This window comes from Arthrobacter sp. 10T44 (genome assembly GCF_056393885.1).
On record NZ_JBFTGT010000005.1, the window covers coordinates 190648 to 217049 of the forward strand.

Sequence of the window (26402 nt, forward strand, 5' to 3'; positions counted from 1 at the left end):
GTCATGAGACATATTGCACCGGGACACGGCGCGCCGGGCCGCCGCCGGAAAGGCCCCGGCCGTGGCTGCTGAGGACGCCGAGCGCTTCGGCTTCGTCACGCTGGCGCAGTTCCTGCGCCAGCTCCCGGCGCTGGAGGTCCTGCACGACGCCGGCAACGGGGACGAGCGCTTACGCTGGGTCGAGCCGAGCGAGCTGGCCGACCCGACCCCCTACCTGCTCGACGGCGAGTTCCTGCTTACCGCCGGCCTTCCCTTCGAGGGCGTCGGCGGCAGCGAGGCGGCGGTGGATGCCTACGTGCAGCGCCTGGTCCGGGCCCGGGTCGGGGCGCTCGGCTTCGGCTTGGAACCTTATTTCGAGGCCGTGCCGGACGCTGTGGTCGCGGCCTGCCGGCGGCACGGGCTGACCCTGGTGTCCATCCCGGGCAGCCTCCCCTTCGCCGCCCTGGGACTCGAATTCTCCCGGCTCCTCGAATCCGACAACGCCAAGACTTTCCGCCAACTGGCCGACACCAACCGGCAACTGATGCGCGCGGTCCTGTCTGCGCGTCCCGAACATGAACTCCTCGCGGCCCTCGTGCAGCGCGTCCCGGTCTGGGCCGTGTTGTTCGGCGCGGACGGACGAGTCCGGGCCCGCGGTGCGGCCGGTTCCGCCGGGCTCCAGGCCGGCGCCGCAGCGGGAGTCGATTCCGCCGCTTTGCAGCCGTTGCTGACCCGGCTGCTCGCCGGCAGCGGTCCCCGGGTGGAGATGGATTCATTCGACGCCGCAGGCTCCTCGCTGGTCTTCGGGTATCCGTTGCGCAGCACCCGGGACGCCAACCTCGGCGCCCTTGTCCTCGGCACGGACGCACCGCTGACCCCGGCCCAGAACAGTGTCGTCTCCACCGCCGTCGGGCTGCTGGAACTGCTGGTCCGCCAGCGCACAAGCGGTTCCCTGGCCCCGAGCCAGCTGGCCACGGCGTTGCTGTTGCATCCGGAGACCGTGGCCTCCGGAACGGCACGGCACGTCACCGGCTTGAAGGACCTGCTGGCGCAGAGCATTTCCTCCACCCGGTCCGGGCAGTTGCGCGTCGTCCAGGGAGTCCGGGTCGGCGCCGCCGCCGGGGGCGCCCGGCCGGCGGACGGTCCGCGCCGCACAGGCGAAGCCCCGGTGCGGGAGCTGCTCGAATGGCGCCGGCTCTTCGACACCAAACTTGTGGAGCTCACCGACTACGGCTTTGCCGCCATTACCCGGCTCAGGGTCGACGACGCGCTGCTCGCCGAGGTGGAACGTCTCGGCTGGCGCCTGGTGATCGGCGGGGGCACCGACTTCGAGGGCCTGGCCGGCGCCCACCAGCGCGCCTCCTCGCTGCGAAACCAGGTCCTCACCGGCCGCCGGAGCGTGCGGGAGGACGACGTCACCTGGTCCGTGACGGGCCTGCTCGGCCCCGAGGCCGGCACCCTGCTGGCCGGGCGCCTGCTGGCACCCGTACTCGCCCTCGAACCGGAGCGCCGCGACAGCCTGCTCGGCATCCTGCGCGCGTGGCTTGGCGAGAACGGCAGCTGGGACGCCACCGCGAAGGCCACGGGACTGCACCGTAACAGCGTCCGCCGGCAGCTCGGCGTCATTGCTGACCTGCTGGGCCTGGATCTCAACCAGGCCCAAGCCCGCGCGGAGCTCTGGGTCGCGCTGCAGTACCTGGGCGGCCCGGAGCTGGCCGACGCCGGCGCCGGCGCCACCGTCCCGACTGTCTTCGCGGCCGCCGCTACCGACTCCCCGGCAGCCTCAACGTCCGCCGGACGGACGTCCGCCGCTCAGATCCCCCAGGCGCGGTAGAGCTCCGGGCGGCGATCGCGCAGATAGGCCACCGCGGCGTCGGCACCGTGCTCCGCGGCGTCCTCGGCGGCGTCCGCCGGCACACCGACGTCGGCGAACAGCAGCTCCACGCCGGGTCCGGCCGCGGCCAGGACGGAACCGTCCGGGCCGGCGACGATGCTGCCGCCCCGGAACTCGCAGCCCGCCTCCACGCCGGTGTGGTTGGCGTAGGCCACGGTCAGCTGGTTCTCCAGCGCCCGGGCCCGGACCAGCACCTCCGGCACGGCGTCGAATCCGCCGGCGAGGGCCGTGGGCACCAGCAGCAGTTCAGCGCCGCGCAGGGCGGCGGCCCGGGCGGACTCGGGAAACTCGATGTCGTAGCAAATGACCAGCGAGGTCTTGAACCCGTGGAACTCCACGACATCCGGGGCCTCGCTGGCGGCAGCAAACGCTTCCCGTTCATCGGGGCCGAACAAGTGCACCTTTTCGTAGCGGAGCAACTCCTCGCCGGATTCATCCACCAGGGTGGCGGAGATCCGCCACTCCCCTGCCGGCGTCACGGCGGGCAGGCTGTACACCAGCGCGATCCGGTGCCGCCGGGCCACCCCGGCCAGGGCCGCGCGGAGCGCCGGCAGCGTGGCGGGATCAAAGGCCGCACGCAGCCGGATCGGCGCGTACCCGACCGGAAAGAGTTCCGGCGTCAGCAGCAGCTGCGCGCCCTCGGCGGATGCTGCACGCGCAGCCTCCTCGACCGCCGCCACGTTCGCCGCCACGTCGAGCACGGCCGAGTTCGCTTGCATCAGGGCCAGCAGCACCATAACCACCTCGAGATTCTCCGGACTTTCCGCAGGCCTGCCGCGGACTCTATTCCAGCCTAGCCTCGGCCCGGAAAGGCCGGGCTGGTGCAAATCCGCCCGGTCGGCGGGCGGTCAGGGCGGAACGTCCCTGCGGCGGGGCGCAGGCCGGGTGGCACCCCGCGGCGCCGCCGGAATCCCGTAGCGGCGCACTCCATGCGTTAACTTCTTGACTACAAGCCCAGGATGCGGCACTCTTCATTGCATGCCCTCACCAACGCGCTCAACGAGGAGCCGCACTAAAAACCCCGGGTCGCAGTCCGCGCTTCGACATCTGAACCAGCAGCGGATCATTGAATGCCTGCTGGCCGGCCCCTCCACCCAGGCGGAACTGGCCCGGCAGACCGGACTATCCACCGCCACGGTCTCCAACATCGTCAAGATCATGCAGGACGCGGGGCTGGCGTCCACCGAACCGATCACCAGCTCCGGGCGCCGCGCCCTGAACGTCCGGCTCAACAGCAACGGTGCCGTCGCCGTCGGCATCGACTTCGGCCGCCGCCACCTGCGGGTGGTCCTGGCCTCGCTCAGCTACCACGTGGTGGCGGAGGAATCGGTCCTGTTGCCACTGGGCCACCACGCCGAGGAGGGCATCACCGCCGCCGTCGGGGTGCTCGACCGGCTGCTGGCCAATAGCGGCGTGGAACGCAGCGCCCTGGTGGGGGCCGGCGTCGGCATCCCGGGCCCTATCGACCGCCGCACCGGCACCGTGGCGCAGGGCGCCATCCTGCCAGAGTGGGTGGGCATCAACATCCTCAAACGCCTTGAGGAAGCGCTGGATCTGCCGGTATTCGTCGACAACGACGCGAATCTGGGCGCGCTGTCCGAGGTGACGTGGGGCCCGCACACCGGCATCAGCAACCTGCTCTTCCTGAAGATCGGCTCGGGCATCGGCGCCGGGCTGATCCTGAACGGAATGCCGTACTACGGGAACGTCGGGATCACCGGCGAAATCGGCCATGCCACCATCCACGAGCACGGCCTCGTCTGCCGCTGCGGGAACCGCGGCTGCCTGGAAACCATCGCCTCCACCACCACCATGATCGAGCTGCTGGGCCGGGGCGAGGACGCGCCGCTGACCCCGGAGGACATCGTGCGCAAGGCACGCGCCCGGGACTCGGCAACGCTCCGGGTGGTGGACGACGCCGGGCTCGCCGTCGGCCGCGCGCTGGGCAACGTCGCGAACCTCATCAACCCGGAGGTGATCGTGGTGGGAGGCCCGCTGGCGGGACTCGGCGAACTGCTGCTGGACCCGATCCGGCGCGGCCTGGTGCGCCACGCGGTCCCCGTCATCGGTGAAACCACCACCCTGACGATGTCCTCGCTTGGCGACCGTGCCGAGGCCCTTGGCGCCACCGCGCTGGTCTTCCAACATGCCGGAATACGGCGAAACTAAAGCAGCCGTTACCTAGCCGTTGCGTTAAAGACTTGACGACAACGGCGTGATCCAGTTTACTTTTCCATCAGACGGCCCTGCGGTTTGCAGGGGCGGACAACGAAGTCATGCATTGGAGGCGTAAGGGCAGATGACGTCCCTCAACACGCACAGCGATCCGATAATTCTCGAGATGCGCTCCATCACCAAAGAGTTCCCCGGCGTTAAAGCATTGGCCGAGGTGAACCTGCGGGTGAAGGCCGGCGAAATCCACGCCATCTGCGGCGAAAACGGCGCCGGAAAATCCACCCTCATGAAGGTGCTCTCGGGCGTTTACCCCTACGGCAGCTACACCGGCGACATCGTCTACCAGAGCGAAGTCCAGCAGTTCAAGGACATCCGGGCCAGCGAGCACGCCGGCATCGTGATCATCCACCAGGAACTGGCCCTCATCCCGGAGCTGTCCATCATGGAGAACATCTTCCTGGGCAACGAGCCGACCAGGCGCGGGGTGATCGACTGGGCCGAGGCACGGATCCGCTCCACCGAACTGCTCGCCCGGGTCGGGCTCCGCGAGGACCCGGACACCCCGGTCAAGGAAATCGGCGTCGGCAAGCAGCAGCTGGTCGAGATCGCCAAGGCGCTGAACAAGAAGGTCAAGCTCCTCATCCTCGACGAGCCCACCGCGGCCCTGAACGAATCGGACTCCCAGCACCTGCTGGATCTGATCCTGGGCCTGAAGGGCCGGGGCATCACCTCGATCATCATTTCGCACAAGCTCAACGAGATCGAGCAGATCGCCGACTCCATCACGATCATCCGCGACGGCAAGTCGATCGAGACCCTCGACGTCAAGGCTGACGGCGTCGACGAGGACCGCATCATCAAGGGCATGGTGGGCCGGACCCTGGAATCCCGGTTCCCGGAGCACGAACCCAAGATCGGCGAGACGTTCTTCGAGGTCAAGAACTGGAACGTGGGGCACCCGCAGATCCAGGACCGCCTGGTCTGCAAGAACTCCAACTTCTTCGTGCGCCGCGGCGAGATCGTCGGCTTCGCCGGCCTGATGGGCGCCGGGCGCACCGAACTCGCCCGCTCCCTCTTCGGCCGCTCCTACGGCCGCTTCATCTCCGGCCAGGTCTACAAGGATGGCAAGGAACTGCACCTCAAGACCGTCAAGCAGGCGATCGACGCGGGCCTCGGCTACGTCACGGAGGACCGCAAGTCCCTCGGGCTGAACCTGCTGGACGACATCAAGGCCACCACGGTTTCGGCGGCGCTGAAGAAGATCAGCAAGCACAACGTCGTCGACGCCGACAAGGAATTCACCGTCGCCGAGCAGTACCGCAAGTCGCTGCGCACCAAGACGCCGTCCGTGGAGGAAGGCGTCGCCAAGTTGTCCGGCGGCAACCAGCAGAAGGTGGTGCTGGCGAAGTGGATGTTCACCGACCCGGACCTGCTGATCCTGGACGAGCCGACCCGAGGGATCGACGTCGGCGCCAAGTACGAGATTTACGGGATCATCCAGCAACTGGCCAACCAGGGCAAGGGCGTCATCGTGATCTCCTCGGAGCTTCCTGAACTGTTGGGGCTCTCCGACCGCATCTACACCATCTTCGAAGGCGCCATCACCGGCGTGCTGAACAAAGAGGAAGCCAGCCAGGAAAGCCTCATGAAACTCATGACTTCCGCCCGCAAGACTGCCTGACCCTCTGGACCATCCAGAACATTCCGGACAACAAGGACTGACAAAATGAACGCGCTCAAGAAGCTCTTTGGCGGCAATACCCGCCAATTCGGCATGATCTTCGCCCTGGTTGCACTGATCGTCTTCTTCCAGATCGCCACCGGGGGCAACACCCTCACCCCGGGCAACGTGATCAACCTCTTCAACGGCAACTCCTACATCCTGATCCTGGCGATCGGCATGGTGCTGGTGATCATCGCCGGCCACATCGACCTCTCCGTAGGGTCGGTCGCGGCATTCGTTGGTGTCAGCGTCGCCCTGATGATTCAGGACTGGGGCATCCCGTGGTACCTCGGCATCCTGTTCGGCCTGCTGCTCGGCGTCCTGATCGGCGCCTGGCAGGGCTTCTGGACCGCCTATGTCGGCATCCCGGCCTTCATCGTCACCCTGGCCGGCATGCTGCTCTTCCGCGGCTTCAACCAGTTCGTTGGCAAGTCCAACACCATCCCGGTCCCCGCCGACTTCCAGTACATCGGTTCCGGCTACCTGCCTGAATTCGGGCCGGTCACCGGCTACAACAACCTGACCCTGCTGCTGGGGCTGGCCGGTGTGGCATTCGTCATCGTCAGCGAGATCCGCTCCCGCCGGAAGGCCAAGGCCCTGGGCGCCGAGGTTCCCGAAGCCTGGGTGACCGTCACCAAGCTCGTCCTGATCTGCGGCGCCATCCTCTACGCCACGTACCTGTTCGCGACCGGCCGTCCGGGCACCTCGTTCCCGATCCCTGGCCTGATCCTCGCCGTACTGGTCCTGGTCTACGGCTTCATCTCCTCCAAGACCATCGTGGGCCGCCACGTCTACGCCGTCGGCGGCAACCGGCACGCGGCCGAGCTGTCCGGCGTGCAGTCCAAGAAGATCAACTTCCTGGTCATGATGAACATGTCCATCCTGGCCGGCCTCGCCGGCATGATCTTCGTCGGCCGCTCCACCGCCTCCGGCCCGTTCGACGGCGTCGGCTGGGAACTTGACGCGATCGCCGCCGTCTTCATCGGCGGCGCCGCGGTCACCGGCGGCGTCGGCACCGTGATCGGCTCGATCGTCGGTGGCCTCGTGATGGCCGTACTGAACAACGGCCTGCAGCTGCTCGGCGTCGGCGCCGACCTCACCCAGATCATCAAGGGCCTGGTGCTCCTGATCGCCGTCGCCTTCGACGTCTACAACAAGTCCCAGGGCAAGCGGTCGATCATCGGCATGATGATGAAGAACTTCGGCCGCGGCAACGAGATCAAGCCCGACGAAACCACCTCCACCAAAGAGGTCATTGCCAAGGAAGCCTGACCGGTTTCTTGGCCCCGATACCCCTGATTCTCCGAACACCATCTATAGAAAGTGAACCAAGCAATGCAAATGATTGGTAAAGCAGGAAAGGCAGCAGCGATCGCTGCTATTGCGGCACTGGCGCTGACAGCCTGCGGCCGTTCCGACAGCGGAACGTCCGGTGGCGCGAGCAGCGGCGCCGAGGCGTTCCCCAAGGACTCCTCGATCGGCGTCGCACTCCCCCAGAAGACCAGTGAAAACTGGGTGCTGGCGGAGAAGCTGTTCAACGACGGCCTCAAGGGTGCCGGTTTCAAGGCAGATGTGCAGTTCGCCAACGGCGGCGTCTCGGAACAGCAGAACCAGATCAGCGCCATGGTCACCAAGGGTGCCAAGGTCATCATCGTGGGTGCCATCGACGGCGCCCAGCTGGGTACCCAGCTCAAGCAGGCCAAGGACGCCGGCGCCACGATCATCGCGTACGACCGTCTGCTCCTGAACACCCCCAACGTGGACTACTACGTGGCATACGACAACTTCAAGGTTGGCGAGCTGCAGGGCCAGGCCCTGCTGGACGGCATGAAGGCCAAGAAGCCCTCGGGCCCGTACAACATCGAACTGTTCGCCGGATCCCCCGATGACGCCAACGCGAAGGTCTTCTTCGACGGCGCCATGAAGGTGCTCCAGCCGAAGATCGACGACGGCACCCTCGTGGTCAAGTCGGGCCAGAAGACCTTCGAACAGGCCGTTACCCAGGGCTGGAAGGCTGAGAACGCCCAGCGCCGTATGGACACCCTGCTCGCCGGCACCTACGGCAGCGCCTCCGTGGACGGCGTGCTGTCCCCGAACGACACGCTGGCCCGCGCCATCCTGACCTCGGTCAAGGCCGCAGGCAAGCCGTTGCCGGTCGTCACCGGGCAGGACTCCGAAGTTGAGTCCGTGAAGTCCATCATGGCCGGTGAGCAGTACTCCACCATCAACAAGGACACCCGCAAGCTCGTCGAGCACGCGATCACCATGGTCAAGGACATCCAGGCCGGCAAGACGCCTGAGATCAACGATGACAAGTCCTACAACAACAAGGTCAAGACCGTCCCGGCCTACCTGCTGGAGCCGGTCATCGTGACCAAGGAAAACGTTAAGACCGCTTACGTCGACGATCCGGTACTCGGACCGATCACCAAGTAGTCTGACGCTCTAAAACCGGGCCCCGGCTCTCCCGCAGTGACCAGTTCACCGCGGAGGGCCGGGGCCTTTTTGTACCCCAAAACCGCGCCCCTCCCGCGCCTCGCGCCGCCAAAGACCCGCCCCTCCCGCAGCCGGGTGAGAAGATGGCAGCATGTCTGCCCCTATCGCGAAGCCGTGGCTGTCCAACCAACCCGACCAGGACCCGCGGACGGCCACCGGCGCCCGGCTGCGGTGGGGTGTGGTCGCCACCGGCGGGATCGCCGCCGCCGTCACCCGGGACCTCGAACTCCTCCCGGACGCGGAGCTCTACGCGGTGAGCTCGCGCAGCCAGGCAGCGGCCGACGCGTTCGCGGCCGACTATGGCTTTGCCCGGGCTTACGGGGACCACGACGGCGTGGCCGGCTACGACCGGCTGCTGGCCAATGACGCCGTCGACGTCGTCTATGTCGCCACGCCGCACGCCCACCACCACGAAATCGCATTGGCGGCCCTGCGGGCCGGCAAGCATGTGCTGTGCGAGAAGGCCCTTACCGTCAACGCCCGGGAGGCGGCCGAGCTGGTGGAGCTGGCGCGGGACAAGGGGCTGTTCCTGATGGAAGCAATGTGGAGCCGGTTCCTGCCCAGCATGCAGCGGGCCTTCGAGATCGCTGCTTCGGGTGAGATCGGCGAGGTCAAGTGGGTCGGCGCGGACCTGGGCTTCCCGGCCCCCTACTCCCCCACCTCCCGGCTGTGGGCTCCCAGGGACGGCGGCGGAGCCCTGCTGGACATCACCATCTATCCGCTGCTGTGGGCGCTGGGCACGCTGGGTTTCCCGCAGACGGTCAGTGCCACCGGCTGGATCAATGACGACGGCGTGGACGCCCAAAACGCGCTGACCCTGGGCTATCACCACGGGGCCCAGGCGCAGCTGACCTCCTCGCTTCTGGCCCATGGGCCGCGCGCCGCCACGGTGGCCGGGAGCCAGGGGTTCCTGCAGAGCCTGGGCTCGGTCAACAACCCCACGGAACTCGTCGTGCGGGTCGGCTTCGAGGAGCCGCGCACCGAACAGTTCAGCGTTGTGGGGCGCGGCTACAGCTACGAACTCCGCGAGGTCACCCGATGCATCCAGCAGGGCCTCACCGAGAGTCCGGTGATGCCCTTGGAGGACTCCCTCAACACCATGCGGCTGTTCGACGGCGTCCGCGCCCAGCTGGGAGTGAGCTACCCGAACGACGTGCGCTGACCCTGGATTTCCGGGCTTTGTGGGCCCAAGTTTGCCGTGGACTATGGACTCGCCCCGGCCCCCGGACTTACTCTGTAGGCCAATCGTCGATGGATTTCGGGGAGGTGTGTTGCGCATGGAATCTGCAGCCAGCCGTCCCCGTGCGCGCCGCTTCCTGCGACGGGGGCTGCTGGCCTTGGGAGCCGGACTGACCTGGCTGGCGCTCTCCGCCGCCACGGCCAACGCCGACGAACTCAAGGTCTCCAGCGCAGTTCCACCCGCCCCCGGTTCGGCCGTCGTGACCATGATCCAATTCCCGAAGGCCGATGACCCGATAGCACCCGTAAGCCCGGCACCGTCGGCTCCAGCCCCGACTGCGCCTGCCGTCACCCCCGCTCCGGTTTCGCCTCCGGCTTCGCCTCCGGCTGTACCTGTGCCGGCTGTCCCGGCGCCAGTTGTCGCGGAGCCCGCCGTCGTGCAACCCGTTGTGCCGCTTGCGGAGTCCGACGCGCCTCCTGTCGTCCCGCAACCGGTGTTGCCTGTTGCCCAGCCCGAACCGGCCTCCCAGGTTACCGAGACTCCGGCCCCCGTCCCACCGGTCAGTGAGCCGGTCGCCAGTCCCCCGGCCGAGCCCGCCCCGGCTCCCGCGCCGGTCCCGCCCGGAGAGCCTGCGCCCGCCCCTTCCAGTGATCCGGCACCGGTCGCGGACCCGGCTGTTCCGGTCACGGCTCCCGACACCGGCGCCGGAGACCTCCCGGCTGTCCCGTCCGCTCCCGAGCCAGCGCCCCCAGTGAGCGGATCCGTCCCCGGCACGGTACCCCCGGCCACCCCGCCTGCGGTGGTACCGGTGCCGGTAGTCGTCCCCGTGGTCGTCCCGGGCCAGGTCGGGGCCGGCCCTGCACCGCTTGTCCCGCCCCGGAAGACCGTCGCAGTTTCTCCGGCAAGCGCTGATCCCTTGCTGAAGCAAAGCCCGGCGGCTGTGGACCGGCCGCGCGGCCTTCAGGCCGTTTACCCTGCGGCGGGCCACGGCTACGTTCCCTCCCTGACCCTGCCGGACGTCCCGGCCCGCGGCAGCCTGCCGGGTGCCTTGGCGGCAGGAAACCGAACTCCTGCGAGCCCCCGGTCGACCGGAGACGGTGCCCCCGCGGCGCCCACGGGCGGCAATGACGCGCCCCGGCCCCGTGGCGGCGACACCGGGCTGCCTGCCCCCGCTGCGCTCCCGCCGACCCCAGGGTCGGGGTCCGGCAGCGGTTCCACGTCCAGCGGGCCTTCCGGCGCTGCTGCGTGGACGCCAAGCGCGTTCTTCCTCATCCCACCAATGGGCACCGACCCCATCAGCGGCCCGCTACAGCACGTCCATCCTGCTGTCGCCGCCGATCCCGGATCTTCTCCTGACTAGTAGGGCCGTCCTCTGCCACTTTCCTGCGCAGAGCACGGTCCTTCGGGCTGCCACGCACGCCCGCCACCAGTCATTCAGGAGATTTCCCCATGGACACCACCGTCCGCGACCGGATACCCGGCACCAACGCTTCGCCTAGGCGCGCCGTCTCAGCGCTCCTCGCGTCCGGTCCGGCCCCCACCCATCGCGCATCCCTGCGGCAATGCCCACGCCGGCTGCTGCGCCCGACGCCGGCGCAAGCTCCGCCCGCGGGACGGCCACCGTAACGCGTGGCCGCTCCCGTCCAGGTCTATTGCCGCCGGAGCGAAGTCGTTGGGTCCGCTGGGGGATTCAACGGCCTCGCAGGCTCCGGCGGCACCCCCTCCCTTCGCGAGAAAGGTGAAACCGCCACCACAGACGACAGCTGAACGATGCGGCCCGTGCCGGAACCCGATACCCGCACCCGTATTATTCTTTAGGGACGCCACCGCGGCGCCAGGACGAAAGACGGGGAACATCGTGGACGCTTTACCCAGTGAGGTCACGACCGAGATCCTGAGCGGCCGCTACCGTCTGGGCGAAGTGATCGGCCGGGGCGGCATGGCGTCCGTGTACTCTGCCCGGGACGAGAACCTGGGCCGGGACGTCGCGCTCAAGCTCTTCGCCCCGCAATCCGCGGAGGCCGATGAGCTCAAGCGCCAGCAGGCCGAGATCGAACTCCTGGCCACACTGAACCATCCGAGCCTCGTAACGCTCTTCGACGCCGGCACGGACACCCGGATCCCGGACGAGCCCAGGCCCTTCCTGACCATGGAACTGGTGGAGGGCCAGGACCTCCGGAGCCGGATCCGGCACAGCGCGGTCCCTTACGACGAGCTTGCCGTGATCGGCGCGGGACTCGCGGATGCCCTCGCCTACGTCCACTCCCTCGGAATCATCCACCGCGACATCAAGCCGGCCAACGTCCTGCTGGTGCAGGTCCGGCCTGGCGAACCGCTGCGGCCAAAGCTGACCGATTTTGGCATTGCCAGGATCATCGACGGGACCAGGCTCACCGCCACCGGAACGATGGTGGGAACGGCCGCCTACCTGAGTCCGGAGCAGGCCCGCGGCGCCGACATGGGCCCGGCCAGCGACATCTACTCGCTGGGACTGGTCCTGCTGGAGTGCATCAAGGGCTCCGTGGAGTACCCGGGAAGCGCCGTCGAGTCGGCAGTGGCCCGGTTGCACCGCGCCCCCGTTGTTCCTGACGCGGTGCCGGCCGAGTGGGCCCAGCTGATCCGGGCCATGACCGCACTGGACCCCCTGGACCGCCCCGCGGCGGCCGACCTGGAGGCTGCGTTGCGCCAGGCCCTGGTCTCCCCCGACTCCTTGCCGGGCCTGCTGGCCGAAGAACGGACCAGGGTACTGCCCGCACCGCCCGCCAGGCCGCCGCGCTCGGCGACGGGAGTTCGGGACTTTGTCCAGGACACAGCTCAGGACCCTGTCCAAAACACAGCGGCGGGCTCGGCCGGCCAGGCCCCGGGCATCAGGCCCGGAACCCGCCGGCACCACGCACTGACCCCGGACGACGCCCCGGCGCGCCGCGCAGGCGTGCTGGCCCGCCCGCTCGCACGCTTCCGGCGGGCCCGACTCCGCACGAGGATCGCGGTCGTCCTCGCGTTGGTGGCGCTCCTTGCGGCAGCCGCCGTCGCCGTCTCCCTCACTGTCCCCCAGCCGCCCGCCGTCGTGCCCTATCCGGCCGTCTCCGGCGATTTGGGCGAGCACCTGAAGCAACTGCAGAAGAGCGTGCAACCATGAATGCCACTGGCAAACGGCGGTGGAACCTGGCCTTAGCCGGTCCGCTGCTCACCGCTGCCCTGATCGCAGGGTCGCTCACCGGATGCGGCACTCCTCCCGAGCTGGACGGCACGGCTGCACGTCAGCTCCAGTCCCAGGTCCTGGCAGTGACCGAGGCCGCAGCCACCAACGACTCCGCCGGCGCATTGAAACTGCTGGACGAACTGACGGCCAGGCTCGACGCGGCGGCAGCGGACGGACAAGTGTCCTTCAAACGCCACCAAAGCATCAAGGCGGCCATCGATGCCGTGCGCGCCGACCTCACGGCCAAGCAGGCGGCGGCCGAAAAAGCCGCCCGGGATGCGGCGGCGGCCAAGAAGGCAGCAGCCGACAAGGCTGCGGCGGCAGCCAAGGCAGCGGCGGCAGCAGCAGCCGCGAAGGCGGCCGCCGCGGCCCAGGCAGCGGCGGCGCCGGCTCCCGTGGCGCCTGTCCCCGTAGTGAAGAGCAAGCCCAAGGGCAAGGGCAAGGGCGGCCACTGACGGCGCGCGGACTTTCACAATTAGCCGGATCCGGCTAGCTTGGTCAGTCAGGCCGGAAACGGCCTGACTGACCCAACCGCTGTCCGAGCACTTGTACCAACCTTGTATCCGTCCCTTGCAACGACGCGCAGGCCGCAGCCTGCCAGCCGAAGGAGTGAAAGCAAGCATGGCAACAGTCCAGGAATCCATCGCCGTCAACGTCCCCCTGAGCCAGGCCTACAACCAGTGGACCCAGTTCGAAGACTTCCCGCAGTTTATGAGCGGCGTCGACGCCGTCCAGCAGCTCGATGACACCACCGTCCACTTCCAGACCAGCATCGGCGGGGTCAAGCGCGACTACGACGCCAGGATCACTAGCCAGGACCCCGACCGGCAGGTGTCCTGGGAAAGCCTGGACAGCCCCCGAAACGCCGGCACCGTGCGCTTCGCGGAGCTGGGACCGGCGGAGACCCGGGTCGACGTCGAACTCAGTTGGGAGCCCGGCACTGCAACCGAGAAAATCGGCGCTGCGGTCGGGCTGGACTCCCGGCAGGTGGGGGCGGACCTGCAGCGGTTCAAGAAGTTCATTGAGGGCCGCGACTTTGAGACCGGCGCGTGGCGCGAACGGGTCAACAGCGGGGAAGCGGGCGGGCTGACGCCGGTGACCGACCCGGAGTACGACGTGCTGGGGACCGGAGCGCCGCTGGACGCGGACCCGGATCTGGCAACCGAACCGGCCAGCGAGGCCGGCGGCGGCCGGAGGATCTCCGACCGCTAGGCACTCGCCGGCCGCCACGGTCCGACGACGGCGGGACGCACCGCCGTCGTCGGCCGGACATGGACCGGCCGGTTGCTTAAACGCCGAACGGCGCACCGGGAGCTCCCGGTGCGCCATTCGCGTTGTGCGGGCTAGCCCAGCAGGGACAGCACTTCGCTGAACTTGGCCGAGGGCCGCATCACGGCGGAGACCTTGGCTTCGTCCGGACGGTAGTAGCCGCCGATGTCCACCGGGGATCCCTGGACCGAAAGCAGTTCGCCGACGATGGTTTCCTCGTTGGCGGCCAGGGCGTCCGAGACGGCGGCAAAGGCCGCGGCCAGCTCGGTGTCGTCGCTCTGGCGTGCCAGCTCGTCGGCCCAGAACTTGGCCAGGTAGAAGTGGCTGCCGCGGTTGTCCAGCTCGCCGGCCTTGCGCTTCGGGGACTTGTTCTCCAGCAGGAACGTGCCGGTGGCGCGGTCCAGGGTGTCCGCGAGGACCTGCGCGCGGGCGTTGCCCGTGGAGGTTGCCAGGTGCTCGAAGCTCACGGCGAGGGCCAGGAACTCGCCCAGGCTGTCCCAGCGCAGGTGGTTTTCCTTGAGCAGCTGCTGGACGTGCTTCGGGGCCGAGCCGCCGGCGCCGGTCTCGAACAGGCCGCCGCCGTTGATCAGCGGAACGATCGAGAGCATCTTAGCGCTGGTGCCGAGCTCAAGGATCGGGAACAGGTCCGTGAGGTAGTCGCGGAGCACGTTGCCGGTGACCGAGATCGTGTCCTCGCCCTTGCGCAGGCGGGCCAGGGTGAAGGCCGTGGCCTCGTCCGGGGACATAATTTCGAGCTGCAGGCCCTCGGTGTCGTGGTCCTTGAGGTATTCCTCGACCTTGGCGATCATCCGGGCGTCGTGCGCGCGGCCCTTGTCCAGCCAGAACACGGCCGGGGTGGCGGAGGCGCGGGCGCGGGTGACGGCGAGCTTGACCCAGTCGCGGATGGGCACGTCCTTGGTCTGGCAGGCGCGCCAGATGTCACCGGGGGCAACCTGGTGTTCGATCAGGACGGTGCCGGCGTCGTCGACCACCTGGACGGTGCCGGCGGCCTGGATCTCGAAGGTCTTGTCGTGGCTGCCGTATTCCTCGGCGGCCTGGGCCATCAGCCCGACGTTCGGGACCGTACCCATGGTGGTCGGGTCGAAGGCGCCGTTGGCGCGGCAGTCGTCGATGACGACCTGGTAGATCCCGGCGTAGCTGCTGTCCGGGAGGACGGCGAGGGTGTCGGCCTCCTGGCCATCGCGGCCCCACATGTGGCCGGAGCTGCGGATCATGGCCGGCATCGAGGCATCGACGATGACGTCGGAGGGAACGTGCAGGTTGGTGATGCCCTTGTCCGAGTCGACCATCGCCAGCTCGGGACCGTCGTTGAGGCCCTTCTGGATGGCGGCTTCGACGTCGCCGCGGATCTCTTCCGGGAGGTCCTCGAGGCCGTTGAGGATGGAGGCGAGGCCATTGTTGGGGCTCAGGCCGGCCGCGGCGATCTGATCGCCGTAGGTGGCAAAGAGGTCCGAGAAGTAGGCCTTGACGACGTGGCCGAAGATGATCGGGTCGGAGACCTTCATCATGGTGGCCTTCAGGTGTGCGGAGAAGAGCACGCCCTCTTCCTTGGCCCGGGCAACCTGGGCGGCGAGGAAGGTGTCCAGGGCGGCGGCGCGCATCACGGTGCCGTCGATGACTTCGCCGGCCAGCACGGGGAACGCCCGCTTCAGGACCTTGACCGTGCCGTCTTCCTTGAACAGCTGGACCTTGAGGTTGGTATCCGCCTCAATGACCACGGACTTCTCGTTAGAGCGGAAGTCGTCGGCATCCATGTGGGCGACGTTGGTCTTGGACTCCGGGGTCCAGGCGCCCATGCTGTGCGGGTTCTTCCGGGCGTAGTTCTTGACCGAGAGCGGCGCGCGGCGGTCGGAGTTGCCTTCGCGCAGGACCGGGTTCACGGCGGAGCCCTTGATCTTGTCGTAGCGGGAGCGGATGTCCGTCTCCTCGTCCGAGGCCGGGTTGTCCGGGTAGTCCGGCAGGGCGTAGCCCTGGCCCTGGAGCTCGGCGATGGCGGCCTTCAGCTGCGGCACGGAGGCGCTGATGTTGGGCAGCTTGATGATGTTGGCCTCGGGCTTTTTGGCGAGCGCGCCCAGTTCAGCCAGGGCGTCGCTGACGCGCTGCTCTTCGGTGAGGTAGTCGCCGAAGACGGCGATGATGCGGCCGGCTAGCGAAATGTCGCGGGTCTCCACTTCCACACCGGCCGTCGACGCGAATGCCTCGACAATCGGCAAGAACGAATAGGTGGCCAGCATCGGCGCTTCGTCGGTGTGGGTATAGATAATCTTGGCCATTGCTCGGGCGTCTCCCTGAAAGTCTGCGGATATCCGGAAATCTTGTGTTAGCTCAACGGCTCTAACTTACCCGAGGTGGCCCCATTGGCGCCTATCCGGGACGGGCTCCGGTGCCCCCGTGACTCGTGCAGCCGGCCTAACTCTGCGCGAATCTGCTGTGACAGTTGTTGACAAAGTTCTTTACATGTTCGTCAAGTTGACGTAGTTTCTAACCCATCACAGCGGCCCGCACCCGCAGGCCGCCCCGCATTCCTCCCGGTTAGGACACCCATGAGAACACCCAAGACTCTGGCCACCAGCCTGCTCAGCCTCTCCGCCGCGGCCCTCCTGGCCATCTGCGCGGCCGGCGGCGCCACCGCCTCGACCGTTGCGGCGCAGGACAAGAAGGCTCCCCAGGTGGCCAGCCAGTCCGTCGACGGCTCGCGGGCCGCCGACTACTGGACGCCCGAGCGTATGAAGTCGGCCATTCCGGGCGACGTGCTGGCGGACAAGGCTCTGGCCCGCGGGAACAAGTCCTCCGCCGCCACCGTGGAGAAGGGTGCCAGCACGCAGATCTCCGGCAAGGCCGCCAAGGGCAAGACCACCCTGCACGCCGACGAGTCGCCGATCTCCAACATCGGCAAAGTGTTCTTCACGATGGGCGGCAGCAACTACGTCTGCTCCGGCAACTCGGTAACCTCCACCAACAAGAGCACCGTCTCCACCGCCGGACACTGCGTCAACGAGGGTCCGGGGGCCTTCGCCACCAACTTCGTCTTCGTCCCCGCTTACCTCAACGGCGCCGCCCCGTACGGCAAGTGGGCTGCCAAGGCCCTCTACACCACGACCCAGTGGAGCTCGGCCGGCGACATGCAGTACGACACCGGATTCGCCGTCGTGTCCCCGCTGAACGGACAGAACCTGTCCGACGTCGTCGGCGCCTCCGGCGTCCAGTTCAACGCAGCGCGCGGCCTCACCTACAAGTCCTACGGCTACCCGGCCGCGGCGCCCTTCGACGGCCAGTCGTTGAAGAGCTGCACCGGCCCGGCCTCCGATGATCCCAACAATCCCCAGTTCAACGCCCAGGGCATCCCGTGCGACATGACCGGCGGATCGTCCGGCGGCCCTTGGTTCATCGGTACCAGCTCCTCCGGCTACCAGAACTCCATCAACAGCTACGGCTACGGCAGCCGCTCCACCGTGATGTACGGCCCGTACTGGGGCTCGGTGATCCAGCAGGCCTACAGCACCGCCGCAGCCGCCTAAGAACCCCACCCCCAATACGCCCACACCCTAGGAAAGGAATAGGGCAACGCGGGGTCACTTGCCACCCTCCCCCTCGACAGGGCGGCAAGTGACCCCGCGTTGCTGTGTGCTGGTTCCTGAGCCTGGCCCCCCCACCGGACATGCCCATCGCTCAGACCACCCGAGGGACATGCCCATCGCTCAGACCACCCGCCGGACATAACCCCCTTATGTCCATTCGTGGGTTCCAAGGATGGGCATGTCCGTCAGGCCTGGAGGTCTTGCCCGGTCCGAACTGCGAAGGATGGACATGCCCGTCGGCGATGCTCCTTGGCGCTCCGAGTGGACATGCCCGCCGCACGCGCCGGCCAGTGGACATAATCCCCATATGCCCGCTCCTTGGCGCGCAGGATGAGCATGTCCCGCCGAGTCTTCCGCCCGCGCCCACTCCATGGCGCGCACGATGAGCATGTCCCGCCGAGTCTTCCGCCCGCGCCCACTCCTGGCCCCGAAGAATGAGCATGTCCCGCGGCCTCAGCTCCCTGGACCCCGAAGCACACCAAAGACAGCACAAAAATGGACATGCCCTCCCGGAAAGGAAGGGCATGTCCATTCTTGGTGGCAGCAGTTGAGCATGTCCCCTAGTGGAAGAAGTGCCGAGCTCCGGTGAAGTACATCGTGATGCCGGCGGCGTTGGCTGCGGCGATGACTTCCTCGTCGCGGACGGATCCGCCGGGCTGCACGACGGCGCGGACGCCGGCGTCGATCAGGATCTGCAGGCCGTCGGCGAACGGGAAGAACGCGTCCGAGGCTGCAACGGCGCCGCGGGCCCGTTCCGGAGCGCCGGCGGCATCGGTGTTAGATGCCCCGCCGGCACCTTCCACATCGGACTCCACCGTGACACCCAGGGTGTTGGCCCGCTCGACGGCGAGACGGCAGGAGTCGAGCCGGTTGACCTGGCCCATGCCGATCCCGACGGCGGCACCGTCGGCGGCGAGCAGGATCGCGTTGGACTTGGCCGCGCGGCAGGCCGTCCAGGCGAAGGCGAGGTCGGCCAGGGTGGCGGCGTCGGCGGCCTCTCCCGCAGCGAGCGTCCAGTTGGCCGGGTCGTCGCCCTCGGCGTCGACCTTGTCCGTGGCCTGGACCAGCATGCCGCCGGAGACCTGGCGGAACTCGGTCGGGTAGCGGCCGTAGCCCTCGGGCAGGGTCAGGAGGCGGATGTTCTTCTTCTTGACAAGGATCTCCACGGCCTCGTCCTCAAAGCCCGGCGCGATGACGACCTCGGTGAAGATCCCGGCCACGGTCCGGGCCATGCCGGCGGTGACGGTGCGGTTGGCCGCGATCACGCCGCCGAACGCTGACACCGGATCGCAGGCGTGGGCCTTGGCGTGGGCGTCGGCGATCGGGTCCGCCGCGGCGGCGGAACCCACGGCAACGCCGCAGGGGTTGGCGTGCTTGATGATCGCAACGGCGGGCTCGGCAAAGTCGAACGCGGCGCGCAGGGCGGCGTCGGCGTCGACGAAGTTGTTGTAGCTCATCGCCTTGCCGTGCAGCTGGTCGGCCTGGGCGATACCTGCCGGGGCAGCCTTGTCCACATACAGCGCGGCCTGCTGGTGCGGGTTTTCGCCGTAGCGGAGGACCTCGGAGCGTTCCAGGGCCAGGCCGGCGTAGGCGGGCCAGTCGATCACGCCGTCGCCGTCTTCATCCAGGAACTGGCTGGCGGTCCAGGTGGCCACGGCGGTGTCGTAGGACGCGGTGTGCGCGAACGCCTTGGCGGCGAGCCGGCGTCGGGTCTTCAGGTCGAAGCCGCCCGAGGAGGCCGCCTCCACGACGGAACCGTAGGAGGCCGGGTCCACCACGATCGCGACGGCGGCGTGGTTCTTCGCGGCCGACCGCACCATCGCGGGGCCGCCGATGTCGATCTGCTCGACGACGTCGTCCTGCGCGGCGCCGGACTTTACGGTCTCCACGAAGGGGTAGAGGTTCACGACGACGAGGTCGAACGGCTCGATCGACATGTCCTCGAGCGTCTTCATGTGCGCCGGGACGCGGCGGTCGGCGAGGATGCCGCCGTGCACGCGCGGGTGCAGGGTCTTGACGCGGCCGTCCAGCATTTCCGGGGAGCCGGTGACTTCTTCGACTTCCTGCACCGGGATTCCGGCGGCGGCGATCTTCTTGGCGGTGGAACCGGTGGAGACGATCTTGACGCCGGCTTCGTGCAGGCCCTTGGCGAGCTCCTCCAGACCGGTCTTGTCGTAGACCGAGATGAGGGCCCGGCGGATGGGAACACGGTCGATGGATACACGCTCAAGCTGCGTAAAGCTCACAAAAGTCTCCGTCTTATATCGCGGCGCGGCCGCGGGTGGTGGGGATGCGGCCAGTTTATCGCGTCATGGCTCTCTGCATCCCCGCCGGGAGCCAGCGCGCCCGAGTGTGAAGCTTCACCGCTGGCGCGCGCCGGGACGTAGAGTTTTCCCAGGAGGCGAGATGAATACTTACACCACTGTGCCCAGCGGCGAACAGGTGGTCCAGGAACTGCCGTGGCGGTGGAAGGTCCAGGGCCGGATTTTCCTGATCGGCGGCCTGGGCTTCATGTTCGATGCCTGGGACGTCACGCTGAACGGGATCCTCATTCCGTTGCTGTCAAAGCACTGGTCCCTGACCGCTGGCGACGCGGCCTGGATCGGCACCTCCAACCTGATCGGTATGGCCGTGGGCGCCTTTGTCTGGGGCACCATCGCGGACACGATCGGGCGCAAGAAGGCTTTCACCGCCACCTTGTTGATCTTCTCGGTGTTCACGGTGCTGGGCGCGTTCTCCCCCGACTTCCTCTGGTTCGTGGCGTTCCGGTTCATGGCGGGCTTCGGCCTGGGCGGTTGCATCCCGGTGGACTACGCACTGGTGGGCGAGTTCACGCCCCGCAAGCAGCGCGGCCGGGTCCTCACCGCGATGGATGGCTGGTGGCCGATCGGTGCGGCGCTGTGCGGGTTCGTCTCGGCCGGGCTGATCGCCGCCTTCGCCGACTGGCGGCTGACCATGCTGATCATGGTGCTGCCCGCGCTGCTGGTGTTCTGGATCCGGCGCAGCGTCCCGGAGTCGCCGCTGTTCCTGATCCGCAAGGGCCGCCGCGAGGAAGCCGCCAGGGTGATCGACGACCTGGTCGCGGCCACCGGCGCCGAGGCCCGGGTCTACAGCCTGCCCGAACCCCAGGACGCGCCCCGGCTTTCCGCCGGCAGCGCCTGGACCCAGTTGCGCGCGCTCTGGCAGTTCAATTGGAAGATTACGACGGCGGCCTGGGCTTTGTTCTTCAGCATCCTGCTGGTCTATTACCTGTCGTTGACCTGGATGCCCCGGATCCTGATCGGCGCCGGCTTCGAGGAGTACAAGGCGTTCCTGACGACGGCGTCGATGGCCGCCGTCGGCCTGCTGGGCGTGGTGGTCGCCGCGCTGCTGGTGGAGCGGACGGGCCGCAAGTGGATCCTTGCCATCACCGGCCCGCTGTCGGCGCTGACGCTGGTGATTGTCGCCGTCGTCGTGGACATCCCGACGGCGGCCGTGTTCTGGCTGCTGGTGTTCGGCTTCGTGGTGCAGGTGGCGATCCCGGTGCTGTACGCCTACGTGTCGGAGCTCTACCCGACCGAGCTGCGCGGCTCGGGCTTCGGCTGGGCCTCGACGTTCTCCCGGCTCGGCGCCGGGTTCGGGCCGTTGATCTTCGCCACGTTCCTGTGGCCTGAACTGGGGCTGGCCACGTCCTTCGCCCTGGCCGGCGGCCTGGTGTTGATCTCGGTGCTGTGGATGGCGTTCTTTGCCCCGGAAACCAAGCAGCGCCGTCTGGAGTAGCTTTCCCGCCACCGCTCCCCCAACTAACTCGCAGCTGAGGCCGTTGGGCGGCCGGACTACTCCGCAGCGGCGAGCGACTTCAGCGTCGACACCAGCAACCGCCGCTCTACCGTCTTGATGCGCTCGTGCAGGGTGTCCTCGGTGTCGCCGTCGTCCACGCTCACGGCTTCCTGGGCGATGATCGGGCCGGTGTCGACGCCCGCGTCCGCCCAGTGCACCGTGCACCCGGTGACCTTCACGCCGTAGGCCAGGGCGTCGCGGACGCCGTGCGCGCCGGGGAAGGCCGGCAGCAGCGCCGGATGGGTGTTCAGGTACTTGCCGCCGAACGCGTCGATGAAGTCGGCACTGACAATCCGCATGAACCCGGAGGACACGACGACGTCGGGCCGGTAGGCGGCAACGGCTTCGATAAGCGCGGCATTCCACGCGGCCCGGTCCGGGTAGGCCTTGAAATCCACCACGAAGGTCGGGATCCCAGCGGCCGCGGAGCGCTCCACCCCGTACGTTCCGGGCCGGTCGGCGCCAACGGCGGCGAGTTCCACGTCCAGCTCGCCGGCCCTGACGGCGTCGATGACTGCCTGGAGATTGGAGCCGGTGCCTGAGACGAGGACAACTATGCGCATTGACTTAGCTTATGGGGCCACTCGCGTACGCTGGAAAATATGAATTCCCCCCAGGACCCCGGCGGAGCCCAGCGGGGACAGAATCCCCGGAGCGAAGCGGCCCAGGCATCGCTGCTCCGGACGCACAACCTGTTCCGCGCGTTTATCGTCACGGTGCTTGGGGCGTTCTTCGTCTTCCAGCTGGACGTCAGCTACCTCTGGCTCACCGCAATCCTTACCGCGGCCGCACTGGTGCTCGGCATCGTACTGCTCGTGCGTGCGGCGAAGCTCAAGGAATCCCGCCTGGTGCTGTTCGGCACCATCTCCGGTTTGGTGGTCTCCGCGGTCATGGTGCTGATGGTGCTGGCCTCCGCGGTGTTCTTCAACCAGATCCGGGACTACCAGCAGTGCGCCCGCCATGCCCTGACCCAGCAGGCTGCCTCGGCGTGCCGGACCCAGCTGGAGAATTCGCTGCCCACGCAGCTGCGCTAGCGCCGGCCACCCGCCAGGCCCGGAACGTCGCCGTTTAATCGGCTTCGGCGGCCAGTTCCAGATCCGCTTCGTGCAGTTTCTGCCGTCGTTCCAGCCACGGCCCGGCCGCGTAGCCGATCACGACGCCGATGCCCGTTTCAGCTGCCACGAACAACGCCGTTGTCAGGGGGTCCGGGCCGATCTCCGTGAGCCGTCCGATGCCGGCGGAACCGCGGGCCAACCAAGCCAGCGCCGCCGCGAGCAGACCTGCCACGGCGCCGATCATGGCGCCCAGGACCAGCGTGGAGACGGTGGCCGTGAACCAGCGCGCCTTGACCTTGATGGAGAGCCATTCGTCGAAGTGGTTTTCGCCTTCGCGCAGGAACCACCAGCCCGCCAGGAGCCCGGCGAGCGCAGGAACCACGAGGGCCACGAAGCCGTACTCCAGCGCACCGGCGGGCAGCGCGGCGAACACCGGGATGGAGGGCAGCGGCCCGACGGCGGTGGCCAGCGGCCCGGCCTGCGATCCGACGCCGAGCGCGAACCCGGAGCCGGAAGTCCAGGCCAGCGCGAACACGGCCAGGTTGGGCAGGTAGCCCAACTGCGCGATGGTGAGCGCCGCGCCGCCCACCGGGCCGGCGTCGAGCGCCTCGTAGACGGCAATGATGAGGTTCCAGTGGATGATGAGGTCCACGGTGAGGAGGGCGGCAGCCATGGCCAGGCTGGCCATCACGGCCACGAAGCCGGCCTTGACGGCGGAGCCAAGGTAGGAGCCTGCCCAGCGCGAGTGCTGGCTGGTGCGCGAGAGCCAGGCGACGGCGTCGACGCCGATCAGCCGGCTCCAGGAGCCCGCTTCCCGGCGGGCACCAATCACCATGCCGAGCGCGAAGGGGATCAACGGGACGATGGAGGCGTACCACAGGCTGACACCGACCTCGGAGGTGCGGCAGACGAAACCGGTGGCGAATCCGAAGGCGCCGTACATCATCCAGGAGCCGAGCAGCGCCTGCCAGAGCTGGTCAGTGTAGGAGGCGCGGGCCAGCCGCCGCCCCGCGCGCCAGGCGAGCAGGAACGGGAGGAGCGTGAGGCCCAGCGGGATCAGCGACAGGGTGCCGGATTCGGGCCGTCCCGCGGTTCCGGCGCCGACGGTTTCGAGCAGCAAGGGGACGCCGTGGATCAGCAGCCAGGCCTGGCCGGCCAGCCGGGCGAGGAATTCAAAGCCGCCCTCGCGGAATCCGGCCGTGGCCCAGACCGCGATAATTGGTGCGATCACGACGAGTGCGGAGATCACGGCGGCCTGCGCGGACTCCAGCGCCCCCTGCAGCCATAGAGGCATCGGAAGGCCACGGTTCCCGGTCTGATCAGCGCGCAGTTTCATCGTCTTCCATGGTGCCACGTGCGGGGCCTTCCGCCGGGTTCCGACAGGCTCTTGGGCCCCCGATTTCAGCCGGCCGGAAACGTTGCCGTCGCCGCCCGCCGCGCCCCGAGCGCACCACCGCAGGTGGCCCTGCGGCGGCGCTTTTTCCGCTACCCCGCCGTAAAATTTAAGGTGTCCGCAATCAGTGGTTGGAGGCAGAAAATGACTACCGCATCCCCACATGCACACGGCGTACATTTCGGACGGACTGATGTCCAAAACGTCGGCATGGGTGTGGGTATTGTCCTTCTTGTCGTGGGTGTCCTGGGGTTCATCCCGGGCATCACCACGCAGTACAGCGAGCTGAGGTTCTTCGGGCCAGATTCCAGGGCCATGTTCCTTGGCCTGTTCCAGGTGTCCATGCTGCTGAACATCGTTCAGCTGGCCATTGGCGCCGCGGGCTTGACCATGTCCCGCAACGGCATGGGAGCCCGGAACTTCCTCATGGGCTTCGGCCTGCTGTACATCGTCTTTAGCGTTTACGGGCTGATCGTCGGCGTGGGGTCGGCGGCCAATTTCCTGGCGTTCAACACCATGGACAACTGGACCCACATGGTGCTGGGCGTGGCAATGATTGGCGCCGGCTGGCTGCTCTCGAGGCATCTGGCCGATGACGCACAAACCCGGTAAGCGAACACCGGGAAAAGGGAGCCGCGAATGAGGACCGATTCTCAGTAATCCAACAAATTCGTACTACCTGCTGGTGCGGGCGCCTGGAGCTTCATGGGTGTCCGCACCAGCTTTCTTTTGCCCCAGCCGTTCCGCCAAATGCTGGACTTATTCGGCGGCAGCACCCCAGACTGGCCTGACCCAACGACCTGAAAGAGTTTCCATGCCGGACTTCTCAGCTTTTATCCCGTTCCTCGCGGTCCTCGTCGGGGCACTCGTCGTCGTCGCCGTGATCTGGATTTCGATCAAGCTGATGTGGAAGGTGGCCGAACCGAACGAGGCCCTGATCATCTCCGGCCTGACCCGCGGAACCCTCGAGACGCGGGACGGCATGGACTTCAAGATCGTCACCGGCAAGGGGGCGCTCGTGTTTCCCGGCCTGCAGACCGTGCGGACCCTGTCCCTGACCCTGAACGAGACGGAGCTCAAGGTCTCCTGCGTGACCTCCCAGGGCATCCAGGTGATCGTCGAGGGCGTGGTGATCTACAAGATCGGCGACGCGCCGCCGTTCATCGCGAACGCTGCGCGCCGCTTCCTCGGCCAGCAGCCCAAGATGCAGAGCCAGGTCTACAACGTCTTCGAGGGACATTTGCGCTCCATCATCGGCAGCATGACCGTGGAGGAGATCATCCGCGAGCGCGACAAGCTCGGCTCGCAGGTCCGCAGCGCCAGCGGGGTGGAGATGGAAAAGCTCGGCCTGGTGGTGGATTCGCTCCAGATCAAGGACCTCCAGGACCCCACCGGCTACATCCAGAACATCGCCAAGCCGCACATCGCCCAGGTAAAGATGGAAGCCCGGATCGCGGAGGCCACCCGGAACCGTGAGGCGGCCGAGCGGGAGGCGGAGGCGGCCGCGCAAATCGCCGACGCCCAGAGCCTCTCCGCGATCAAACAGTCGGAGGCGCAGGCCAACGCCGAACGGGCCCGGGCCAACGCCGCCCAGGCCGGACCGCTGGCCGAGGCCACCGCGCGGCAGCAGGTGGTGGTGCAGGAAACCGAGGTCGCCAAGCTCGAGGCGGACCGTGAGGAACAAAAACTCCAGACCACCATCCGCAAGCCCGCCGACGCCAAGGCCTACGCCAAGCGCACCGAGGCCGAGGGACAGAAATCCGCGGACATCAGCGCGGCCGAGGCGCTGGCCCGCCGGACCGAACTCGAGGCACAGGTCAACGCCCGGCGCACCGAGCTCCAGGCGCAGGCCAATGCGACAGCTGCCGCGGCCGCCGCCGGGGCCACCCGGGTCACCGGTGAAGCCGAGGCTGCCGCCACGAAGGCCCGCGGTGACGCGACGGCGTCGTCGATCAAGGCCAAAGCGCTGGCCGAAGCCGACGGCATCAAGGCGCGCGGCGAAGCCCTCGGCACCAACCAGGACGCGGTCATCTCGCAGCAGCTGGCCGAGAACATGCCGGCCATCATCGCCGCGGCCGCGGAGCCGTTCGCCCACGTCGGGCAGCTCACCGTCCTCAACGGCGGGGAGGGCATCAACCGGATGATCGGCGGCATCCTGGCGCAGGTCGGCGACTACCTTCCCGCGCTGCGGACGGCATTGAAAGATGGCCGGCAGGACGGCCGGCAGGCAGCCAAGCAGCCACCGAAAGCCCCGGATGCATAAGGAAGTCGACCGCAGCCTGACCGGCCGGATCGGCCGGGTGACGGGGCGGGTGGGGCCCGGCACCATCGGGGAGGTCATGCTGCCCTTCCGCGGCGGGACGAGTGCCTTCCATGCCCACCCGTTCGACAAGGAGAGCGTCTTCGCCGTCGGGGACGAGGTGCTGGTCATCTACTACGAGCCGCCCCAGACGGTCTACGTGGACGAACTCCCGGACGTGCTGCGGCACGAGCCGCGCCGCTGACGCTGGCCGGCGCGGCGCCGGGCACTGCGGCCCTGGACTGGAAGGGCCACGGGAACCAGCGCGCTCCGGCACCATCCATTTGCCAGAAGCGGCCGCCTGGGCAGCTGGTTTGCG

The 26402-nt window shown here is 67.9% G+C and carries 20 protein-coding genes; 15 read left to right on the forward strand and 5 right to left on the reverse strand.

What is annotated here, in order from left to right; all coding sequences use genetic code 11:
• The first annotated feature begins 61 nt into the window (after positions 1-61).
• Positions 62-1813: a PucR family transcriptional regulator gene (locus AC1DBL_RS11220; protein ID WP_476926116.1), complete on the forward strand. Its 1752-nt coding sequence runs from the start codon at positions 62-64 to the stop codon at positions 1811-1813.
• Here AC1DBL_RS11220 and AC1DBL_RS11225 read toward each other — a convergent pair.
• Positions 1792-2610, reverse strand: a complete 819-nt coding sequence (locus AC1DBL_RS11225; protein WP_476926124.1) for a nitrilase-related carbon-nitrogen hydrolase — start codon at positions 2608-2610, stop codon at positions 1792-1794. The two genes, AC1DBL_RS11220 and AC1DBL_RS11225, sit on opposite strands and share 22 nt — an antisense overlap.
• 241 nt (positions 2611-2851) lie before the next feature.
• On the opposite strand from AC1DBL_RS11225, the gene AC1DBL_RS11230 reads away from it, so the two are divergent.
• The 8 genes from AC1DBL_RS11230 to AC1DBL_RS11265 all read left to right on the forward strand — a co-directional run bounded on the left by AC1DBL_RS11230 (position 2852) and on the right by AC1DBL_RS11265 (position 13861).
• On the forward strand, positions 2852-4042 hold the full coding sequence (locus AC1DBL_RS11230) for an ROK family transcriptional regulator (RefSeq protein ID WP_441418537.1): 1191 nt from the start codon (positions 2852-2854) through the stop codon (positions 4040-4042).
• Between the two features lie 130 nt (positions 4043-4172).
• Positions 4173-5729, forward strand: a complete 1557-nt coding sequence (gene mmsA, locus AC1DBL_RS11235; RefSeq protein ID WP_175323572.1) for a multiple monosaccharide ABC transporter ATP-binding protein — start codon at positions 4173-4175, stop codon at positions 5727-5729.
• Between the two features lie 45 nt (positions 5730-5774).
• Positions 5775-7043 carry a multiple monosaccharide ABC transporter permease gene (mmsB, locus tag AC1DBL_RS11240; RefSeq protein WP_441418538.1) on the forward strand — a complete coding sequence of 423 codons (1269 nt, stop codon included), beginning with the start codon at positions 5775-5777 and terminating at the stop codon, positions 7041-7043.
• 63 nt (positions 7044-7106) lie between these two features.
• Positions 7107-8207 carry a substrate-binding domain-containing protein gene (locus AC1DBL_RS11245; protein ID WP_441418539.1) on the forward strand — a complete coding sequence of 367 codons (1101 nt, stop codon included), beginning with the start codon at positions 7107-7109 and terminating at the stop codon, positions 8205-8207.
• A 151-nt stretch (positions 8208-8358) separates the two neighbouring features.
• A complete protein-coding gene (locus AC1DBL_RS11250) occupies positions 8359-9429 on the forward strand; it encodes a Gfo/Idh/MocA family protein (protein WP_441418540.1) in 1071 nt (356 codons plus the stop codon).
• 1873 nt (positions 9430-11302) lie between these two features.
• A complete protein-coding gene (locus tag AC1DBL_RS11255; protein ID WP_476926125.1) occupies positions 11303-12586 on the forward strand; it encodes a serine/threonine-protein kinase in 1284 nt (427 codons plus the stop codon).
• Positions 12583-13104, forward strand: coding sequence for a mucin-associated surface protein (locus AC1DBL_RS11260; RefSeq protein WP_476926117.1), 522 nt, complete (start codon positions 12583-12585; stop codon positions 13102-13104). Before AC1DBL_RS11255 ends, AC1DBL_RS11260 begins: the two co-directional genes overlap by 4 nt.
• Positions 13105-13270: 166 nt before the next feature.
• Positions 13271-13861: an SRPBCC family protein gene (locus tag AC1DBL_RS11265; RefSeq protein WP_476926118.1), complete on the forward strand. Its 591-nt coding sequence runs from the start codon at positions 13271-13273 to the stop codon at positions 13859-13861.
• 131 nt (positions 13862-13992) lie between these two features.
• Here AC1DBL_RS11265 and AC1DBL_RS11270 read toward each other — a convergent pair whose 3' ends face one another.
• Positions 13993-16212 carry an NADP-dependent isocitrate dehydrogenase gene (locus AC1DBL_RS11270; protein WP_476926119.1) on the reverse strand — a complete coding sequence of 740 codons (2220 nt, stop codon included), beginning with the start codon at positions 16210-16212 and terminating at the stop codon, positions 13993-13995.
• Positions 16213-16482: 270 nt separating this feature from the next.
• Here AC1DBL_RS11270 and AC1DBL_RS11275 point away from each other — a divergent pair, with 270 nt between their 5' ends.
• Positions 16483-17457 (forward strand): trypsin-like serine peptidase, encoded by a 975-nt coding sequence (locus AC1DBL_RS11275; RefSeq protein WP_476893277.1) that lies wholly within the window; start codon positions 16483-16485, stop codon positions 17455-17457.
• Positions 17458-18077: 620 nt separating this feature from the next.
• On the opposite strand, the gene purH is transcribed toward AC1DBL_RS11275, so the two are convergent.
• Positions 18078-19763: a bifunctional phosphoribosylaminoimidazolecarboxamide formyltransferase/IMP cyclohydrolase gene (gene purH / locus AC1DBL_RS11280; RefSeq protein WP_441418545.1), complete on the reverse strand. Its 1686-nt coding sequence runs from the start codon at positions 19761-19763 to the stop codon at positions 18078-18080.
• A 160-nt stretch (positions 19764-19923) separates the two neighbouring features.
• On the opposite strand from purH, the gene AC1DBL_RS11285 reads away from it, so the two are divergent.
• Positions 19924-21276 carry an MFS transporter gene (locus tag AC1DBL_RS11285; RefSeq protein ID WP_441418546.1) on the forward strand — a complete coding sequence of 451 codons (1353 nt, stop codon included), beginning with the start codon at positions 19924-19926 and terminating at the stop codon, positions 21274-21276.
• Between the two features lie 56 nt (positions 21277-21332).
• Here the strand turns inward: AC1DBL_RS11285 and purN are convergent, their stop codons facing one another.
• Entirely contained in the window at positions 21333-21899 is a 567-nt protein-coding gene (gene purN / locus AC1DBL_RS11290; RefSeq protein WP_476893278.1) for a phosphoribosylglycinamide formyltransferase, read from the reverse strand.
• Positions 21900-21938: 39 nt separating this feature from the next.
• Between purN and AC1DBL_RS11295 the strand changes: the two genes are divergently transcribed.
• On the forward strand, positions 21939-22370 hold the full coding sequence (locus AC1DBL_RS11295) for a hypothetical protein (RefSeq protein ID WP_476893279.1): 432 nt from the start codon (positions 21939-21941) through the stop codon (positions 22368-22370).
• 34 nt (positions 22371-22404) lie between these two features.
• Here AC1DBL_RS11295 and AC1DBL_RS11300 read toward each other — a convergent pair whose 3' ends face one another.
• On the reverse strand, positions 22405-23727 hold the full coding sequence (locus AC1DBL_RS11300; RefSeq protein WP_476893295.1) for a cell division protein PerM: 1323 nt from the start codon (positions 23725-23727) through the stop codon (positions 22405-22407).
• Between the two features lie 201 nt (positions 23728-23928).
• On the opposite strand from AC1DBL_RS11300, the gene AC1DBL_RS11305 reads away from it, so the two are divergent.
• The 3 genes from AC1DBL_RS11305 to AC1DBL_RS11315 all read left to right on the forward strand — a co-directional run bounded on the left by AC1DBL_RS11305 (position 23929) and on the right by AC1DBL_RS11315 (position 26288).
• Positions 23929-24396, forward strand: a complete 468-nt coding sequence (locus AC1DBL_RS11305; protein WP_441418550.1) for a DUF4383 domain-containing protein — start codon at positions 23929-23931, stop codon at positions 24394-24396.
• Positions 24397-24598: 202 nt separating this feature from the next.
• A complete protein-coding gene (locus tag AC1DBL_RS11310; RefSeq protein ID WP_476926120.1) occupies positions 24599-26047 on the forward strand; it encodes a flotillin family protein in 1449 nt (482 codons plus the stop codon).
• The gene (locus AC1DBL_RS11315) at positions 26040-26288 is read left to right on the forward strand and encodes a hypothetical protein (RefSeq protein WP_476893281.1); all 249 of its coding nucleotides are present in this window, start codon (positions 26040-26042) and stop codon (positions 26286-26288) included. Before AC1DBL_RS11310 ends, AC1DBL_RS11315 begins: the two co-directional genes overlap by 8 nt.
• Positions 26289-26402 lie beyond the last annotated feature (114 nt).

Coding starts and splice junctions, on each gene's coding strand:
- AC1DBL_RS11225 (WP_476926124.1), bottom strand. CDS start 2,610: ATGGTGCTGCTGGCCCTGATGCAAGCGAACTCGGCCGTGCTCGACGTG.
- AC1DBL_RS11230 (WP_441418537.1), top strand. CDS start 2,852: ATGCCCTCACCAACGCGCTCAACGAGGAGCCGCACTAAAAACCCCGGG.
- mmsA (WP_175323572.1), top strand. CDS start 4,173: ATGACGTCCCTCAACACGCACAGCGATCCGATAATTCTCGAGATGCGC.
- mmsB (WP_441418538.1), top strand. CDS start 5,775: ATGAACGCGCTCAAGAAGCTCTTTGGCGGCAATACCCGCCAATTCGGC.
- AC1DBL_RS11245 (WP_441418539.1), top strand. CDS start 7,107: ATGCAAATGATTGGTAAAGCAGGAAAGGCAGCAGCGATCGCTGCTATT.
- AC1DBL_RS11250 (WP_441418540.1), top strand. CDS start 8,359: ATGTCTGCCCCTATCGCGAAGCCGTGGCTGTCCAACCAACCCGACCAG.
- AC1DBL_RS11260 (WP_476926117.1), top strand. CDS start 12,583: ATGAATGCCACTGGCAAACGGCGGTGGAACCTGGCCTTAGCCGGTCCG.
- AC1DBL_RS11265 (WP_476926118.1), top strand. CDS start 13,271: ATGGCAACAGTCCAGGAATCCATCGCCGTCAACGTCCCCCTGAGCCAG.
- AC1DBL_RS11270 (WP_476926119.1), bottom strand. CDS start 16,212: ATGGCCAAGATTATCTATACCCACACCGACGAAGCGCCGATGCTGGCC.
- AC1DBL_RS11275 (WP_476893277.1), top strand. CDS start 16,483: ATGAGAACACCCAAGACTCTGGCCACCAGCCTGCTCAGCCTCTCCGCC.
- AC1DBL_RS11285 (WP_441418546.1), top strand. CDS start 19,924: ATGAATACTTACACCACTGTGCCCAGCGGCGAACAGGTGGTCCAGGAA.
- purN (WP_476893278.1), bottom strand. CDS start 21,899: ATGCGCATAGTTGTCCTCGTCTCAGGCACCGGCTCCAATCTCCAGGCA.
- AC1DBL_RS11295 (WP_476893279.1), top strand. CDS start 21,939: ATGAATTCCCCCCAGGACCCCGGCGGAGCCCAGCGGGGACAGAATCCC.
- AC1DBL_RS11300 (WP_476893295.1), bottom strand. CDS start 23,727: ATGAAACTGCGCGCTGATCAGACCGGGAACCGTGGCCTTCCGATGCCT.
- AC1DBL_RS11305 (WP_441418550.1), top strand. CDS start 23,929: ATGACTACCGCATCCCCACATGCACACGGCGTACATTTCGGACGGACT.
- AC1DBL_RS11310 (WP_476926120.1), top strand. CDS start 24,599: ATGCCGGACTTCTCAGCTTTTATCCCGTTCCTCGCGGTCCTCGTCGGG.
- AC1DBL_RS11315 (WP_476893281.1), top strand. CDS start 26,040: ATGCATAAGGAAGTCGACCGCAGCCTGACCGGCCGGATCGGCCGGGTG.